The organism is Vibrio sp. J502, assembly GCF_025397955.1.
In the GTDB taxonomy this organism is placed as follows: Bacteria; Pseudomonadota; Gammaproteobacteria; order Enterobacterales; family Vibrionaceae; genus Vibrio; species Vibrio anguillarum.
In genome coordinates this window covers 2,725,858-2,741,956 of the sequence record NZ_CP104554.1, presented here as the reverse complement: position 1 = coordinate 2,741,956, position 16,099 = coordinate 2,725,858, and the positions used below count along the sequence as shown (strand labels likewise).

The 16,099-nt window shown below is 46.7% G+C and carries 9 protein-coding genes, 2 tRNA genes and 3 rRNA genes; 9 read left to right on the top strand and 5 right to left on the bottom strand.

Annotation, left to right across the window (positions count from 1 at the left end; all coding sequences use genetic code 11):
- Positions 1–9 precede the first annotated feature (9 nt).
- From hemF to N5E84_RS12755, 3 genes are all read left to right on the top strand, one after another.
- A complete protein-coding gene (gene hemF / locus N5E84_RS12765; RefSeq protein WP_010319908.1) occupies positions 10–924 on the top strand; it encodes an oxygen-dependent coproporphyrinogen oxidase in 915 nt (304 codons plus the stop codon).
- Positions 925–988: 64 nt separating this feature from the next.
- Positions 989–1,819 (top strand): shikimate dehydrogenase, encoded by an 831-nt coding sequence (gene aroE, locus N5E84_RS12760; RefSeq protein ID WP_017046340.1) that lies wholly within the window; start codon positions 989–991, stop codon positions 1,817–1,819.
- A 2-nt stretch (positions 1,820–1,821) separates the two neighbouring features.
- Positions 1,822–2,088: a DUF1488 domain-containing protein gene (locus tag N5E84_RS12755; protein ID WP_010319906.1), complete on the top strand. Its 267-nt coding sequence runs from the start codon at positions 1,822–1,824 to the stop codon at positions 2,086–2,088.
- Here N5E84_RS12755 and N5E84_RS12750 read toward each other — a convergent pair whose 3' ends face one another.
- Positions 2,089–2,637: a gamma carbonic anhydrase family protein gene (locus tag N5E84_RS12750; RefSeq protein WP_069212092.1), complete on the bottom strand. Its 549-nt coding sequence runs from the start codon at positions 2,635–2,637 to the stop codon at positions 2,089–2,091.
- Positions 2,638–3,189: 552 nt separating this feature from the next.
- Here N5E84_RS12750 and N5E84_RS12745 point away from each other — a divergent pair.
- The 5 genes from N5E84_RS12745 (at position 3,190) to N5E84_RS12725 (ending at position 8,482) form a co-directional block, all read left to right on the top strand.
- Positions 3,190–4,734: ribosomal RNA gene (locus tag N5E84_RS12745) — 16S ribosomal RNA — on the top strand.
- Positions 4,735–4,822: 88 nt separating this feature from the next.
- Positions 4,823–4,898, top strand: a tRNA-Glu gene (locus tag N5E84_RS12740).
- A gap of 307 nt (positions 4,899–5,205) precedes the next feature.
- Positions 5,206–8,096 (top strand): 23S ribosomal RNA (locus N5E84_RS12735).
- A gap of 87 nt (positions 8,097–8,183) precedes the next feature.
- Positions 8,184–8,299 (top strand): 5S ribosomal RNA (gene rrf, locus N5E84_RS12730).
- Together the 16S, 23S and 5S rRNA genes with 2 tRNA genes alongside form the textbook arrangement of a ribosomal RNA operon.
- A gap of 92 nt (positions 8,300–8,391) precedes the next feature.
- Positions 8,392–8,482 (top strand) — tRNA-Ser (locus tag N5E84_RS12725).
- 647 nt (positions 8,483–9,129) lie between these two features.
- On the opposite strand, the gene N5E84_RS12720 is transcribed toward N5E84_RS12725, so the two are convergent.
- The 4 genes from N5E84_RS12720 to hemC are packed head-to-tail and all read right to left on the bottom strand — an operon-like array spanning position 9,130 to position 13,179.
- Entirely contained in the window at positions 9,130–10,311 is a 1,182-nt protein-coding gene (locus N5E84_RS12720; protein WP_019281796.1) for a heme biosynthesis protein HemY, read from the bottom strand.
- The gene (locus N5E84_RS12715) at positions 10,311–11,492 is read right to left on the bottom strand and encodes a uroporphyrinogen-III C-methyltransferase (protein ID WP_019281797.1); all 1,182 of its coding nucleotides are present in this window, start codon (positions 11,490–11,492) and stop codon (positions 10,311–10,313) included. Before N5E84_RS12715 ends, N5E84_RS12720 begins: the two co-directional genes overlap by 1 nt.
- Complete coding sequence (locus tag N5E84_RS12710) at positions 11,476–12,237, bottom strand: uroporphyrinogen-III synthase (protein ID WP_013855520.1); 762 nt, start codon at positions 12,235–12,237, stop codon at positions 11,476–11,478. Before N5E84_RS12710 ends, N5E84_RS12715 begins: the two co-directional genes overlap by 17 nt.
- A gap of 3 nt (positions 12,238–12,240) precedes the next feature.
- Positions 12,241–13,179: a hydroxymethylbilane synthase gene (gene hemC, locus N5E84_RS12705; RefSeq protein ID WP_026028808.1), complete on the bottom strand. Its 939-nt coding sequence runs from the start codon at positions 13,177–13,179 to the stop codon at positions 12,241–12,243.
- A 350-nt stretch (positions 13,180–13,529) separates the two neighbouring features.
- Between hemC and N5E84_RS12700 the strand changes: the two genes are divergently transcribed.
- Complete coding sequence (locus N5E84_RS12700) at positions 13,530–16,058, top strand: class I adenylate cyclase (protein WP_019281798.1); 2,529 nt, start codon at positions 13,530–13,532, stop codon at positions 16,056–16,058.
- Positions 16,059–16,099: the final 41 nt, after the last annotated feature.

Sequence of the window (16,099 nt, the reverse complement as noted above, 5' to 3'; positions counted from 1 at the left end):
AAGTAAGCGATGCCAACCATTGATAAGCAAGCCGTCAAACAATTTTTGCTTGAGCTGCAAGATTCCATTTGCCAGCAACTTGAACAAGCGGATGGCCAAGCACTGTTTGAAGAAGATGCATGGCATCGCGAACCGAGTGAGCGTTTGGGAGGCGGTGGGCGAACTCGAGTGATGAAAGAAGGCCGTGTTTTTGAACAAGGCGGCGTGAATTTCTCACATGTGCAAGGGCAGCAAATGCCCGCTTCAGCGACCGCGCATCGCCCTGAATTAGCTGGGCGTCATTTTGAGGCGATGGGGGTTTCTTTGGTGATGCATCCAAACAATCCCTATGTTCCGACTTCTCATGCCAATGTTCGTTTCTTCATCGCTGAAAAAGAAGGCGAAGATCCTATCTGGTGGTTTGGCGGAGGATTTGACTTAACGCCTTTCTATCCGTTTGAAGAAGATGCTCAATCATGGCATGCCACAGCGAAAGCCCTGTGTGTTCCTTTTGGTGAAAAAGTGTATGCCGAACATAAATCGTGGTGCGATGAGTATTTCTTCCTCCCTCATCGCAATGAAACGCGCGGTATTGGTGGCCTATTTTTCGATGATTTAAACGCTTGGGGATTTGAGCGCTGTTTTGCTTATATGCAAGCTGTCGGTAAAGGATACACCGCTGCGTATTTGCCGATTGTTGAACGTCGTCAAGCGATGGAGTACGGTGACAGAGAGCGCCAGTTTCAACTTTATCGCCGTGGTCGCTATGTAGAGTTCAACTTAGTGTATGATCGCGGCACATTGTTTGGTTTGCAAAGTGGCGGTCGAACGGAATCGATTTTAATGTCGATGCCGCCATTAGCTCGTTGGCAATATCGTTATCAAGCGGAAGAGGGCAGCGCAGAAGCGAAATTAAACACCTTCTTGCTGCCGAGGGAGTGGTGACCGCGGTACATTTTCAATGATAGGGGTGCCGAGGTGGTCCTGTTAATTATCGAGAGGCAAGGATATGGCTCATCACATTGATCAATATGCAGTATTTGGTAATCCAATCGGACACAGTAAATCGCCGATGATCCACACACTTTTTGCACGGCAAACCAGTCAGGAAATGCACTATACCGCTCAACTCGCGGCTCTAGATGGCTTTAAACAAGCGGCTGAAACCTTTTTTGCCTCCGGTGGTCGAGGGTGCAATATTACCGTGCCTTTTAAAGAAGAAGCGTATCAGTTTGCGGATCGATTAACCGAGCGAGCTCAACTTGCAGGCGCGGTCAATACACTGAAAAAATTAGATGATGGCGAAATCATCGGTGATAACACTGATGGTGAAGGGCTGGTTCAAGATCTGCTTCAGTACCAAGTGCCACTACGAGACGCTTCCATTTTAGTGATTGGTGCTGGCGGCGCGGCGCGCGGCGTGATTAAGCCCTTACTCGATCAGCACCCTACAAGTATCGTGATTACCAACCGCACCTTTGCAAAAGCCGAGCAGCTCGCCACGCTTTTTAGTCCCTTTGGCGCGGTAAAAGCAATCGCGTTGGAAGAGATTAATCAACATTTTGACCTCATCATTAACTCGACCTCGGCTAGTTTAGATGGTGAATTGCCAAATATCGCTCCGACGATCTTCAGTAAGAGCAGTGTGGCCTATGACATGATGTATGGCAAAGGATTAACAACATTCAATCAGTGGGCATTAAGTCATCATTGCGCTCATGCTTATGATGGTTTGGGGATGTTGGTTGGGCAAGCTGCGGAGAGCTTTATGCTATGGCGCGGACTCAGGCCGGGTTCTCGACAAATATTGAGAGAACTGAGAAAAAATCTAGAAGGCTAATCATGAACCAAGCGATTTTATTTCCTGACCGACAAACGTGGCACTCGGCAAGCCAAAGCGTACTTTTTCCTGCTCAACACGCGGGAGCTCTGCTCGAATGTACGGTACACAAGTCAGTACTGAGCCATCTGTCTGGTGAAATGATTACTAACGGTGAGCAAGCTATTCAAGTTTTTGAACAATGGCGATTTGACCTTGAAGAGCTTGCTGAAAGCTTGATTGAAGATGAAGCGTTCAATTTAGATGGACAAATAGAGATTAAAGCTTAGTTAATGGCTTTCTTTGACACTCGTAAGATAGTCATTTTTGTTCTGCACATAGTTGTCGGAAGATTTAAGCAAAAAAGCTCGCTCTTTATCTGTTAGCGGGCGGATCTGTTTCACTGGGGATCCTACATAAAGATAGCCGCTGGCCAATACCTTGTTTGGTGGCACTAAACTGCCAGCTCCAACCATCACCTCCGATTCAACGACTACGCCATCGAGCACAATTGCTCCCATGCCAATTAAGACTCGATCATGGATTACGCAACCATGCAGCATCACTTTATGGCCAATTGTGACGTCATCGCCAATAATAAGTGGAAAACCATCCGGGTTTTCGGTGTTTTTATGAGTCACGTGCAGTACGCTGCCATCTTGAATGTTGCTACGTTGGCCAATGTGAATATGGTTTACATCGCCTCTGGCTGCAACCAATGGCCATATGCTGGAATCATCGCCTAAAACAATATCGCCAACCAACACCGAGCTACTATCTATATAGACGCGCTGTCCGATTTGTGGGGATATTCCTTTATAACTACGAATTGATGACATGCTCGTCTCCTTTAATAACTGACGCCATAAGATAAATTAAACAGAAATAGCGTCAAAACAACTCTTTTTGAATAAAAATTATCCCAACGAACAGAAAATCAAAAAAAACAGCAAAAAGGGGTTGCCAACGTGACGGCGATCTCTATAATGCCGCCTCACTGACACGGCACAGCCAGTAAGGGTTCAAGCCCAATTAGCCAGCCAATCAGTAGGTCAAATCGGTAAGACGAAATAATTTAATAAAGTGTTTGACACTTTCCATTATCTCGCTAGAATGGCCGCCTCTTCAAAGGAAGCCTCGGCAATCCAGCGAAGAACGCTCTTTAACAATATAAACCTATCAATCTGTGTGGGCACTCGTTGATGATAATCAAAAAAGATTTATCAATGAACTGAGTGACCAATCAGAATCAAGTTTACTTGATTTTGGCACAGTCAATTCATTGTTGTTCTGTTGGAACAACAATAGCTTTAAAATTACTTTTTTACTTTCGAGTAAGAGCAGTTTTGAAGTTAGTATTCATTGAGCCGGTCTTAGGACCAACAAAACTTTAATTGAAGAGTTTGATCATGGCTCAGATTGAACGCTGGCGGCAGGCCTAACACATGCAAGTCGAGCGGCAGCACAGAGGAACTTGTTCCTTGGGTGGCGAGCGGCGGACGGGTGAGTAATGCCTAGGAAATTGCCCTGATGTGGGGGATAACCATTGGAAACGATGGCTAATACCGCATGATGCCTACGGGCCAAAGAGGGGGACCTTCGGGCCTCTCGCGTCAGGATATGCCTAGGTGGGATTAGCTAGTTGGTGAGGTAATGGCTCACCAAGGCGACGATCCCTAGCTGGTCTGAGAGGATGATCAGCCACACTGGAACTGAGACACGGTCCAGACTCCTACGGGAGGCAGCAGTGGGGAATATTGCACAATGGGCGCAAGCCTGATGCAGCCATGCCGCGTGTATGAAGAAGGCCTTCGGGTTGTAAAGTACTTTCAGTCGTGAGGAAGGTGGTGTTGTTAATAGCAGCATCATTTGACGTTAGCGACAGAAGAAGCACCGGCTAACTCCGTGCCAGCAGCCGCGGTAATACGGAGGGTGCGAGCGTTAATCGGAATTACTGGGCGTAAAGCGCATGCAGGTGGTGGATTAAGTCAGATGTGAAAGCCCGGGGCTCAACCTCGGAACCGCATTTGAAACTGGTTCACTAGAGTACTGTAGAGGGGGGTAGAATTTCAGGTGTAGCGGTGAAATGCGTAGAGATCTGAAGGAATACCGGTGGCGAAGGCGGCCCCCTGGACAGATACTGACACTCAGATGCGAAAGCGTGGGGAGCAAACAGGATTAGATACCCTGGTAGTCCACGCCGTAAACGATGTCTACTTGGAGGTTGTGGCCTTGAGCCGTGGCTTTCGGAGCTAACGCGTTAAGTAGACCGCCTGGGGAGTACGGTCGCAAGATTAAAACTCAAATGAATTGACGGGGGCCCGCACAAGCGGTGGAGCATGTGGTTTAATTCGATGCAACGCGAAGAACCTTACCTACTCTTGACATCCAGAGAAGCCAGCGGAGACGCAGGTGTGCCTTCGGGAACTCTGAGACAGGTGCTGCATGGCTGTCGTCAGCTCGTGTTGTGAAATGTTGGGTTAAGTCCCGCAACGAGCGCAACCCTTATCCTTGTTTGCCAGCGAGTAATGTCGGGAACTCCAGGGAGACTGCCGGTGATAAACCGGAGGAAGGTGGGGACGACGTCAAGTCATCATGGCCCTTACGAGTAGGGCTACACACGTGCTACAATGGCGCATACAGAGGGCAGCAAGCTAGCGATAGTGAGCGAATCCCAAAAAGTGCGTCGTAGTCCGGATTGGAGTCTGCAACTCGACTCCATGAAGTCGGAATCGCTAGTAATCGTAGATCAGAATGCTACGGTGAATACGTTCCCGGGCCTTGTACACACCGCCCGTCACACCATGGGAGTGGGCTGCAAAAGAAGTGGGTAGTTTAACCTTTCGGGGAGGACGCTCACCACTTTGTGGTTCATGACTGGGGTGAAGTCGTAACAAGGTAGCGCTAGGGGAACCTGGCGCTGGATCACCTCCTTATACGAAGATTACACTGATGAGTGTCCACACAGATTGATGGTTTATACAGTTTAAGAGACGAGGATGTTCCCAAACATTCTTACTTAGTGTCCCGTTCGTCTAGAGGCCTAGGACACCGCCCTTTCACGGCGGTAACAGGGGTTCGACTCCCCTACGGGATACCATCTTTAAATGTTCTTACGAGAATCTTTAAAAATGGTTTCTTTCTTTAGTAGAAAGTCAAATCGTGCTCTTTAACAATTTGGAAAGCTGACTGATAACAACGAACGTGTTTGTTGTTATCAAATAAAAGTTCTCAACATCAATGCGTTTAACGTATTGATACCAAACACATTCAAGTGTTCTTGGGAAAGCTTACTTCGGTAAGTTTTCAAAATTGAGTCCGGCAAAATCAAACGTCTCTCGCTCATTCAAATAATGAGAGACAACCTTGGTGACTTGTCTACAACACGAAACTTCTTCGGGTTGTATGGTTAAGTGACTAAGCGTACACGGTGGATGCCTTGGCAGTCAGAGGCGATGAAGGACGTAGTAACTTGCGATAAGCGTAGATTAGGCAGTAACAGCCACTTGAGTCTACGATTTCCGAATGGGGAAACCCACGTGCATAAGCACGTATCCTTACCTGAATACATAGGGTAAGGAGGCAAACCGGGGGAACTGAAACATCTAAGTACCCCGAGGAGAAGAAATCAACAGAGATTCCGAAAGTAGCGGCGAGCGAAATTGGACTAGCCCTTAAGCTTTTAATGATGCAGGTGAAGCCTCTGGAAAGTGGCGCAATAAAGGGTGATAGCCCCGTAACTGTTCCATCATTATAAGTGAAATCGAGTAAGGCGGGACACGTGTTATCCTGTCTGAACATGGGGGGACCATCCTCCAAGGCTAAATACTACTGACTGACCGATAGTGAACCAGTACCGTGAGGGAAAGGCGAAAAGAACCCCTGTGAGGGGAGTGAAATAGAACCTGAAACCGTGTACGTACAAGCAGTAGGAGCACCTTCGTGGTGTGACTGCGTACCTTTTGTATAATGGGTCAGCGACTTATATTCAGTGGCAAGGTTAACCGAATAGGGGAGCCGTAGGGAAACCGAGTCTTAACTGGGCGCTTCAGTCTCTGGATATAGACCCGAAACCGGGTGATCTAGCCATGGGCAGGTTGAAGGTTGAGTAACATCAACTGGAGGACCGAACCGACTAATGTTGAAAAATTAGCGGATGACTTGTGGCTAGGGGTGAAAGGCCAATCAAACTCGGAGATAGCTGGTTCTCCCCGAAAGCTATTTAGGTAGCGCCTCGGACGAATACTACTGGGGGTAGAGCACTGTTAAGGCTAGGGGGTCATCCCGACTTACCAACCCTTTGCAAACTCCGAATACCAGTAAGTACTATCCGGGAGACACACGGCGGGTGCTAACGTCCGTCGTGGAGAGGGAAACAACCCAGACCGCCAGCTAAGGTCCCAAATTACTACTAAGTGGGAAACGATGTGGGAAGGCTCAGACAGCCAGGATGTTGGCTTAGAAGCAGCCATCATTTAAAGAAAGCGTAATAGCTCACTGGTCGAGTCGGCCTGCGCGGAAGATGTAACGGGGCTAAGTAGTAAACCGAAGCTGCGGCAATACAGTTTACTGTATTGGGTAGGGGAGCGTTCTGTAAGCCGTTGAAGGTGTGTTGTAAAGCATGCTGGAGGTATCAGAAGTGCGAATGCTGACATGAGTAACGATAAGGGGGGTGAAAAACCTCCCCGCCGGAAGACCAAGGGTTCCTGTCCAACGTTAATCGGGGCAGGGTAAGTCGACCCCTAAGGCGAGGCTGAAAAGCGTAGTCGATGGGAAACGGGTTAATATTCCCGTACTGCTTATAATTGCGATGGGGGGACGGAGAAGGCTAGGTGGGCCAGGCGACGGTTGTCCTGGTTCAAGTGCGTAGGCTAAGAGACTAGGTAAATCCGGTTTCTTGTTAGGCTGAGACACGACGTCGAGCTGCTACGGCAGTGAAGTCATTGATGCCCTGCTTCCAGGAAAAGCCTCTAAGCTTCAGATTATAAGCAATCGTACCCCAAACCGACACAGGTGGTCGGGTAGAGAATACCAAGGCGCTTGAGAGAACTCGGGTGAAGGAACTAGGCAAAATGGTACCGTAACTTCGGGAGAAGGTACGCTCTTATTGGTGAAGTCCCTCGCGGATGGAGCTGACGAGAGTCGCAGATACCAGGTGGCTGCAACTGTTTATTAAAAACACAGCACTGTGCAAAATCGCAAGATGACGTATACGGTGTGACGCCTGCCCGGTGCCGGAAGGTTAATTGATGGGGTTAGACTTAGGTCGAAGCTCTTGATCGAAGCCCCGGTAAACGGCGGCCGTAACTATAACGGTCCTAAGGTAGCGAAATTCCTTGTCGGGTAAGTTCCGACCTGCACGAATGGCGTAATGATGGCCACGCTGTCTCCACCCGAGACTCAGTGAAATTGAAATCGCTGTGAAGATGCAGTGTACCCGCGGCTAGACGGAAAGACCCCGTGAACCTTTACTACAGCTTGGCACTGAACATTGAACCTACATGTGTAGGATAGGTGGGAGACTTAGAAGCGCAGTCGCTAGATTGCGTGGAGTCGACCTTGAAATACCACCCTTGTCGTTTTGATGTTCTAACGTAGGCCCCTCATCGGGGTTGCGGACAGTGCCTGGTGGGTAGTTTGACTGGGGCGGTCTCCTCCCAAAGAGTAACGGAGGAGCACGAAGGTGGGCTAATCACGGTTGGACATCGTGAGGTTAGTGCAATGGCATAAGCCCGCTTAACTGCGAGAATGACGGTTCGAGCAGGTACGAAAGTAGGTCATAGTGATCCGGTGGTTCTGAATGGAAGGGCCATCGCTCAACGGATAAAAGGTACTCCGGGGATAACAGGCTGATACCGCCCAAGAGTTCATATCGACGGCGGTGTTTGGCACCTCGATGTCGGCTCATCACATCCTGGGGCTGAAGTCGGTCCCAAGGGTATGGCTGTTCGCCATTTAAAGTGGTACGCGAGCTGGGTTTAGAACGTCGTGAGACAGTTCGGTCCCTATCTGCCGTGGGCGTTGGAAGATTGAAGGGGGCTGCTCCTAGTACGAGAGGACCGGAGTGGACGAACCGCTGGTGTTCGGGTTGTCATGCCAATGGCATTGCCCGGTAGCTAAGTTCGGAATTGATAAGCGCTGAAAGCATCTAAGCGCGAAGCGAGCCCTGAGATGAGTCTTCCCTGGCACTTTAAGTGTCCTAAAGGGTTGTTCGAGACTAGAACGTTGATAGGTTGGGTGTGTAAGCGCTGCGAGGCGTTGAGCTAACCAATACTAATTGCCCGTGAGGCTTAACCATACAACACCGAAGGGGTTTTGTGGACTCAATGGAAGAACATTGAATGTGTGAATGAGAACGAAACAGCTTTCCGAATTAAGAAATTTTCTTGGCGACCATAGCGTTGTGGACCCACCTGATTCCATGCCGAACTCAGAAGTGAAACACAACAGCGCCGATGGTAGTGTGGGGTCTCCCCATGTGAGAGTAGGACATCGCCAGGCTTTGAATATCGCTTACATATCATTAAAAATATGAAAGCAAAACTAAAAATATAGCATTATCAAAGTAAGACTAATTTTTAGTGACAATTTGTGGAGAGATGGCTGAGTGGTTTAAAGCACCGGTCTTGAAAACCGGCGATGGTTAATAGCTATCCTAGGGTTCAAATCCCTATCTCTCCGCCACTTTTAAAGAAAAAACCGCTGTTTTTACAGCGGTTTTTTTCGTTTTATATCAACATGCCAATCTGGAAAATTAATAGCTTAATTCAATCCCTCGAACATATCTTGATCACCCTATCTGTACTTTCCAAAAATCGATTTTACACATTGAACACCTCAGACATAATGTCGTTGTGATCCGCAAAACTTTGTTGGTTAGCGTGAGCCAACTGCACACTTGCTCTATTGGATTTAGCACGGTGAGTAGGAAGAAACGTGATGACACTGACATGACTAAACTGCACTTATATACCTACTAGCACCATCCATTATAACGACGGCCTCACCTATTCATTTTTAGGGGCATGACCCAAGCCGACCCAAATAAATACGCATATTCAAATCGCTGTGGCTTCACAGTTCGAGGTTTTGTGCCGTGCTCGGCCTTAAGTCAAATGGCATTTTGATCAAGAAATTATCCAGGAAATCCCAGGTGTTCAAGCGGGTAATAGTAGAATTAGGATGGTTTTTGTTGGCTCGCCAGCGTTTTGAAATCGGTGCTATTAAGGCTATCCATCGTGATATTTAACAATAGTTAGATAGCCTTAATGAGATCGTACTTTTCTTTAATTGGTATAAGGTTATTTTTAGGTGCTTAGTTAGATTGCCATTTAAACATGCTCTATCATGGTCAGTGCCTTACGTGAGACTTCTGCGGCGGCTTTAGGATAGTTTTGTTTTTCAAGGCTATCGGCAAGATAAGCGTAATCAGATACATTGGCACGGAGCGATAACGCTTTTTCCAAATGGCTTTGCGCCTCTGCCCATTTCTGCTCTCTCATATACAATTGAGCCAGTGCGCTGTGTGCTTCGGCGTTACCACTATCCTTACTAATGGCTTCTTGTAACAACAAAATTGCTGGGTATCTATCTGGTAAATTGAGCTCTGCCAATAATGAATACAGAGCTGGCATTGGATGTTTTTTTAATGTTTCTTTAATGACGGTAAATGCTTCCGAATCTGCTTTTCGTTGAATCAACTGCTCGATGAAGCATTGAGTTAAAATGACGTCGTTTTTGGTTTTCCTTGGAAGCTTGTCCCAATGATTGATTAAGCCTTCACTACCTTGCTGCTGGGCCACGTTTTTTAGTAAACCGCATTGTGCTTTTTGGTTCAGTTGTTGGCTCTCGTCCGTATCGATCTGTTTTGCTTTTTGGAGCTTAGGTAAAAGCTCAAGCAGCGGTTGCCACTGTTCTAGGTGTACGTATGTTGTCTTGAGTAAGTTGAGCACGATGGTGTTATTCGGATGAGTGGCTTGTAAGGCTGATAAAGTGCTTAGCGCCTGCTCAAACTCTCCTTCTCGTACTTGCTGTTTGGCACGAGTTAATTCAACAGCTAGGCCTGCATTACTTTGCTGACTAGCGAGATCTAAATAGTGATCTCGTTTTGCTCTGTCGCCCATTCCCTGCGCGGCTTCCGATGCAACAAGATAGCAGAGCAGCGGCATATCATGGTGGTTCGCCCAGCGAGTGACTTTCTTTTCTGCCTGCTTCCAGTCTCCCTCTAGAAGTTTAATGATACCTTCATTGGTATAACGGCGAGAGCGCTTTAACTTACGTACGCTGAACCAGTTTAATGTGTTTGAACTGGCGTAGAATGCTTTTTTGAGGAGATATTCTAAGCTAAATAATCCAGAGAGGAGTGCAATCACAAAGATCATTAAGGTGGTTACGCTCATCTCTATTGTTCTATTAGCTATAGAGATAAGAACATAACCTTGCTGGCCAGCATATTGGGTTCCGACAAATAAACCGGCTCCTAATACTACAAAAAGAAAGATGACTCTAAACATTACTTGTCCTCCGTAACGCTCATTGGAGAGACTTCACGGCGTAGGCGTTCAGTGATGACATCAGCGAGTTCGTGCTGAGTTTCAAGTTTAACTGGATATTGCACTTGTATATTTTGTTTACTGAGCTGCAATAGCGCGTGATTAAACTGCTGCACACTCTGATCATCGGAATTAAAGAAGCTGGCTGACCATTTATCTGCTGTGCTCAGTGCCGTTGTATAAATCTCTTGTTGTTCTGCATATACGGCTTTGATGGCGGTTTCTAATTTTGCTTTGAGATTTTCTTTTAGATAGAAGTGCTGTTCAGGTGACAGTAGCGGAATGGCATTACCGTCTCGAGTGCGGAAGGTAATGAAGTTCTCCGAGAAGTCTTTCAATGAGCTAACGAGATTATTTTGCCAGTCGTTAATATTTTCGGAAACTTGTGGTGCTGATTGCTGCTGAGTTTCAGGCAACATGGCATTGGCCAGCGGTAGAGTGTCAACTTGTTGCTGTAAGCTTGTTAAGCGTAACACTAGCCCTTCACGATCAATCAATGGGATGATTTTGAGCTGAGTAATGTCACGCGCCATGGCTTTGCGTAGCGGCACTAAGCTTGGGTCATTCAATTCAGCAATACGCTGATCAGCGCTTTCCATTAGCTTGGTCGCGCTGACGATGTCATGTTCTAGAAAAAGTTTACGGCCTGCTAGTTTCACTAAGTAGTCAGCTTCTGCTAGTAGCCAGTCGTTGGGACGGCGGCCTTTGATATCAGCTATCGCCAGTTGCAAGCTGTCGATACTTTTTTGCTGTTGATTCAAGGCTACGTCAGTTTTGTGAGTGAGTTGGTCCGCTTTGGCTTGTGTTTCTTGCTTTATTTGATTGATTTCAGCCGCGAGCTGACTTTGGGTTTGTGTTAATTGAGTCTGCAATGCGTTGATTTTGGCTTGGTAAAAGGCGTCTTTTTGCTGCATTTGATAGGCTATACCACCACTGAAAATGATGGATAAGCTAATTGCAATAACAGAAAGTTTGATACTGCGCTTTGCTCGTTTATCACTCTTTTCTTCAGGCTGAGACGTGGGATCCTGCACGTAACTTTTTGGTGAATCAAGGTTATCCGTTGCGTCTTTTTCTGTAACCAGAGGAGGTGTGGCTGCTTTTTCAGGTTCAATATGCGGGTTATTATTTTTGCTTGTCATGCTTAGAGTCCTGTCTAGATTGGCTAATACTAGCCGCGAGTTCTGTATTGGAGGCGCTTCCCACGTTCGTGACGCACCCAAATCCCATGTGCAGCGCCTCTTGTCGAATTCGCTCGCTTGGGACAAAAAGAGCTAAATTTAGCAGCCAGAGTCGTTGTGAATCAGAGAATTGATCCATCATAAAATTGAGTTGACCTGAGCTGGTGACAACTAACTGAGTGACTTGCTGTTGCTGCCACAGAGATATCGATTCGGCAGCAAAGAGGGTGATCGTATCGCGTCGATACACTTCCTTATACACCACATCAGCACCACGCTCGATTAAGCTGTCGTGGATGAGCTCACGTCCGCCATTACCACGTAAAATCATCACCTTAAGGCCCGATATTGATTGCAACTGCGGTAGGGCAAGCAGGTGTTCACTGTCACTTATCTGCGGATAGTGTACTTTTTGTTGGCTTAATTTGCTGAAAACATGTGCGGTTTTTTGACCAACGGCAAGGTATCTGGCGTCATTTGGCCAAAAATATCGGTGATCTTGCAAAAATTGATGACTGAACGTCACCGCGTTTTGGCTAACCGCAATAATAATGTCGCATTGCTGAAGTTCTGGGAGTAAATACGGGAGATCGGCTCCTGCATTAATCTGAATCAGTGGATGGTGAACGGAGCGGATACCGAGATCCGCTAATTGTTGGCAAAGTTCAATCCCTTGATTTTCGGGGCGAGTGACCAACACCGTCATGCGTTATTCGTGCTCGCAGTAGAGTTTGGACAGAATATCTCGCGCTCCATCATTGAGCAATTGATGGGCAAGCGTGATTCCTAGTTGCTCGGCATCGGAGCGGTGGCCGCGAATCTCACCTTGCACAATCTTAGAACCATCAGGCTCACCGACTAATGCTCTTAGCCAAATATGATCACCATCGAGCAATGCGTAGCTACCGATAGGTACTTGGCAACCGCCTTCTAATGTTAGGTTCATGGCTCGTTCACATTTCACGCGATCAGCCGTGTCAGAATGGTTGAGTGGCGCAAGCAATGCTCTTAAACGTTCGTCATCTAAACGGCATTCAATCCCGACTGCACCTTGCCCTACTGCAGGAAGCGATTGTTCTGGTTCAATAATGCTGCGAATGCGATCTTCAAGCTTCAGACGTTTTAAACCTGCTGCGGCGAGAATAATCGCATCGTATTCACCTGCATCGAGTTTTCCAAGACGAGTACCGACATTGCCACGCAATTCTTTAATCACAAGGTCTGGTCGATATGCTTTGAGTTGGCATTGGCGACGTAGACTGCAGGTGCCGACTATGGCACCTTGAGGCAGTTGTTCAATGCTTTGATAGGTGTTTGAAACGAAAGCATCACGTGGATCTTCGCGTTCACAAATCGTCACTAGTCCAAGCCCTTGAGGGAAATCGACGGGAACATCTTTCATTGAATGCACTGCCAAATCGGCACGGCCTTCAAGCATAGCGACTTCCAACTCTTTGACAAAAAGCCCCTTACCACCCACTTTAGCTAAAGGCGTATCTAAAATGACGTCACCTTTGGTTACCATGGTCACTAATTCCACTTCTAGGCCAGGATGAGCCGCTTGCAGCGCATCTTTAACATAATAAGCTTGCCAAAGGGCGAGCGGGCTTTTACGTGTGGCGATTCGAATGGGTGTTGCGTGAGTCATGATAATCCCGAGTGTAGGTAATGGATGGTTTAATCCTATCATTCCCGCTATGAAAGGTTTACTACTAGATCGTCGCTGTGAAGGATTGATGAAGAGATAGCATAAATTGGTCAAAATTGTGTGATTTATATCTCGTTTATATAATGAGCTATTACGACAAAGTGTAAATAGCTACGACACTATAGCCAAGGTCATTGGAGCGCATTGTAGGCATGCTCCGCCTGAGTGTGATATGCATCGAGAGGGCTTTACCAAATGGAAAGAAAATGTTAGATTGATCACGTTTTTTTGGTGCTTTAGAATAAAATATAATCAAAGCGCGTGTTAATGTTTCAACCAAGGAATCAACCTTGCAGGCTTACACCAAGACGTTAATTCAACGATTAGACAATCTCAACCAGCAACGTACCGAGCGTGCGCTGGCGCTTATGGATTTGCAAAGTCAACGTGTATTTCATTTCATTCCTGCATTACTGCACTTCAATCACCCGATTATTCCCGGCTACTACGATGCAAAAGTCCCTTATGGTGTCTATGGTTTTGAGCCTAACGACATCCAACGTCAGCTGGTTGAAGATACAGAACTAACCTTAGGTCAACCCTTACCGACCGCAGACACCCCCGCTATTCTTGCTCTGTATACCATGGGCAGTACCTCGTCGATTGGTCAAAGCACCTCGAGTGACTTAGATATTTGGGTATGTGTAGCATCGAGTATGAGCTGTGATGAGCGGGAAAGCTTAAGCAACAAATGTTTGTTGATCACTGATTGGGCAAAGAGCCAAGGGGTGGAAGCCAACTTTTTCTTGATGGATGAGCTACGTTTTCGCAGTAATCATTCTGAGCAGATGACAGGCGAAAACTGCGGTTCATCGCAACATCTTCTGCTATTAGACGAGTTCTATCGCTCTGCTGTTCGGTTGGCAGGCAAGCGTTTACTGTGGCAAATTGTGCCTCCTGAAATGGAAGAGTGCTACGACGAATACGTGCACGAATTGTGCAGCAATGATTACATTAATTGCAGTGAATGGAGCGATTTTGGTAAGTTGAACCGCATTCCTGCTGAAGAGTATTTCGGCGCAAACCTTTGGCAGCTTTATAAAAGCATCGACTCGCCTTACAAGTCAGTGTTAAAAGCGATTCTGCTTGAGGCGTATTCGTGGGAGTACCCACACACACAATTATTAAGCATTGATACCAAACGAAGGTTTTTTACTCATGAACCTGATTTGTACAGTATGGATGCTTACTATTTAATGCTTGAAAAAGTGACGCGTTACCTTGAACGCATTGGTGATTCTGCCCGTCTTGATCTGGTGCGTCGTTGTTTCTATCTCAAAACGCATGAAAAGTTATCCCGTGAGCCAAGCTTAGGCTCAGTGGCATGGCGTCGAGAAGCATTAAGCCACATGATTCAGCAATGGAATTGGTCGGAATCTGTTGTTCAAGAATTAGACAATCGCCGTAATTGGAAAGTCGAACAAGTTAAAGTTGTCCACCATGCGTTGTTAGATGCGTTGATGCTGAGCTATCGAAACCTGATCCAGTTTGCGCGTCGTAATGACATCACCTCGGCCATTAGCCCACAAGATATATCAATCCTCGCACGTAAGTTGTATGCGGTATTTGAGGTGTTGCCGGGTAAAGTCACGCTACTGAATCCACAAATTTCGCCAGATCTGCACGAGCCGGATCTCTCGTTTATTCAAGTTCGAGAAGGGCGAACCAATAAGGCAGGCTGGTATCTGTATAAGCAGCCTCTGGTTGCCCATCGTATGATTGGCCAACCTTTCCTTGAGCATAATGAATACCTCAGTAAGCTGGTTTCTTGGGCCTTCTTTAATGGTTTGATCACGGAATCAACTCATTTGCATTCAGTAGTACGTGACGCACAGTTGGATATTGATAAGTTCTATCAAATGGTTAGCGATTTGCGTAATACCTTCTCGTTGCGTAAGCGGCGGCCGACCATGCAGGCTCTAGCAAGTCCTTGTGAAATCAGCCAACTGGCGATGTTCATCAACTTTGAAAATGATCCTACCGCGGAATTAAGCGGTAAATCGCTCAAAATTGATTTGAAAAATATAGATATTTTCAGTTTCGGATCTGAGCAAAAAAGCTTAGTCGGTAGTGTCGATTTAGTGTATCGCAACTCGTGGCATGAAGTACGGACTCTCCATTTTACTGGCGAAACGGCGATGCTCGACGCGTTGAAAACCGTGCTTGGCAAAATGCACCAAGATGCGCTACCGCCAGAGTCTGTCGATGTATTTTGTTACAGCAAAAGTCTGCGTGGCGTGATGCGCAACATGGTGTACCAGTTGCTGGCGGAATGTATCGATTTGCGTTTGAAACCGGTAGAGCAAGAGAAACGTCGCCGTTTTAAAGCGTTACGCATTGGCGATCAAATGTATGGTCTGTTTTTTGAACGGCGAGGGGTTTCGGTACAGAAGTTGGAAAATTCGGTAGATTTTTACCGCAGTATTTCAACCAACAAATTGAAAGGTTCACCGCTGTTAATGCTCGATCGCGATCAAGATTATCAACTGCCGGAAATCGTCGATGGTTTTGCTAGTGAAGGCTTAGTGCAGTTTTTCTTTGAAGATACTGATAAAGGCTTCAACATTTATGTGTTGGATGAGTCGAACCAAATTGAAGTCTATCACCAGTTCAGCGGCGAAAAAGATGAGATGATCACTAACGTCAACAGCTTTTATACCTCAGTGCGCGACGGTAACCCACTCTCCGCTAAACTTATTAACTTCAATCTGCCGCAGTATTATCAAATCGTCCACCCAGAAGAAGGGGAAAGCTATATTGTCCCTTATCGTAACGATTCCGCGCTCTATTCTCGTCCTTCAAAAGCGGTCAACGCTTAGTTCGGTAGCGCCAAGTCACACATCTGTCACTTGGCGTTGTT

Coding starts and splice junctions, on each gene's coding strand:
- N5E84_RS12720 (WP_019281796.1), bottom strand. CDS start 10,311: ATGTTTAGAGTCATCTTTCTTTTTGTAGTATTAGGAGCCGGTTTATTT.
- N5E84_RS12715 (WP_019281797.1), bottom strand. CDS start 11,492: ATGACAAGCAAAAATAATAACCCGCATATTGAACCTGAAAAAGCAGCC.
- hemF (WP_010319908.1), top strand. CDS start 10: ATGCCAACCATTGATAAGCAAGCCGTCAAACAATTTTTGCTTGAGCTG.
- N5E84_RS12750 (WP_069212092.1), bottom strand. CDS start 2,637: ATGTCATCAATTCGTAGTTATAAAGGAATATCCCCACAAATCGGACAG.
- hemC (WP_026028808.1), bottom strand. CDS start 13,179: ATGACTCACGCAACACCCATTCGAATCGCCACACGTAAAAGCCCGCTC.
- N5E84_RS12710 (WP_013855520.1), bottom strand. CDS start 12,237: ATGACGGTGTTGGTCACTCGCCCCGAAAATCAAGGGATTGAACTTTGC.
- N5E84_RS12755 (WP_010319906.1), top strand. CDS start 1,822: ATGAACCAAGCGATTTTATTTCCTGACCGACAAACGTGGCACTCGGCA.
- aroE (WP_017046340.1), top strand. CDS start 989: ATGGCTCATCACATTGATCAATATGCAGTATTTGGTAATCCAATCGGA.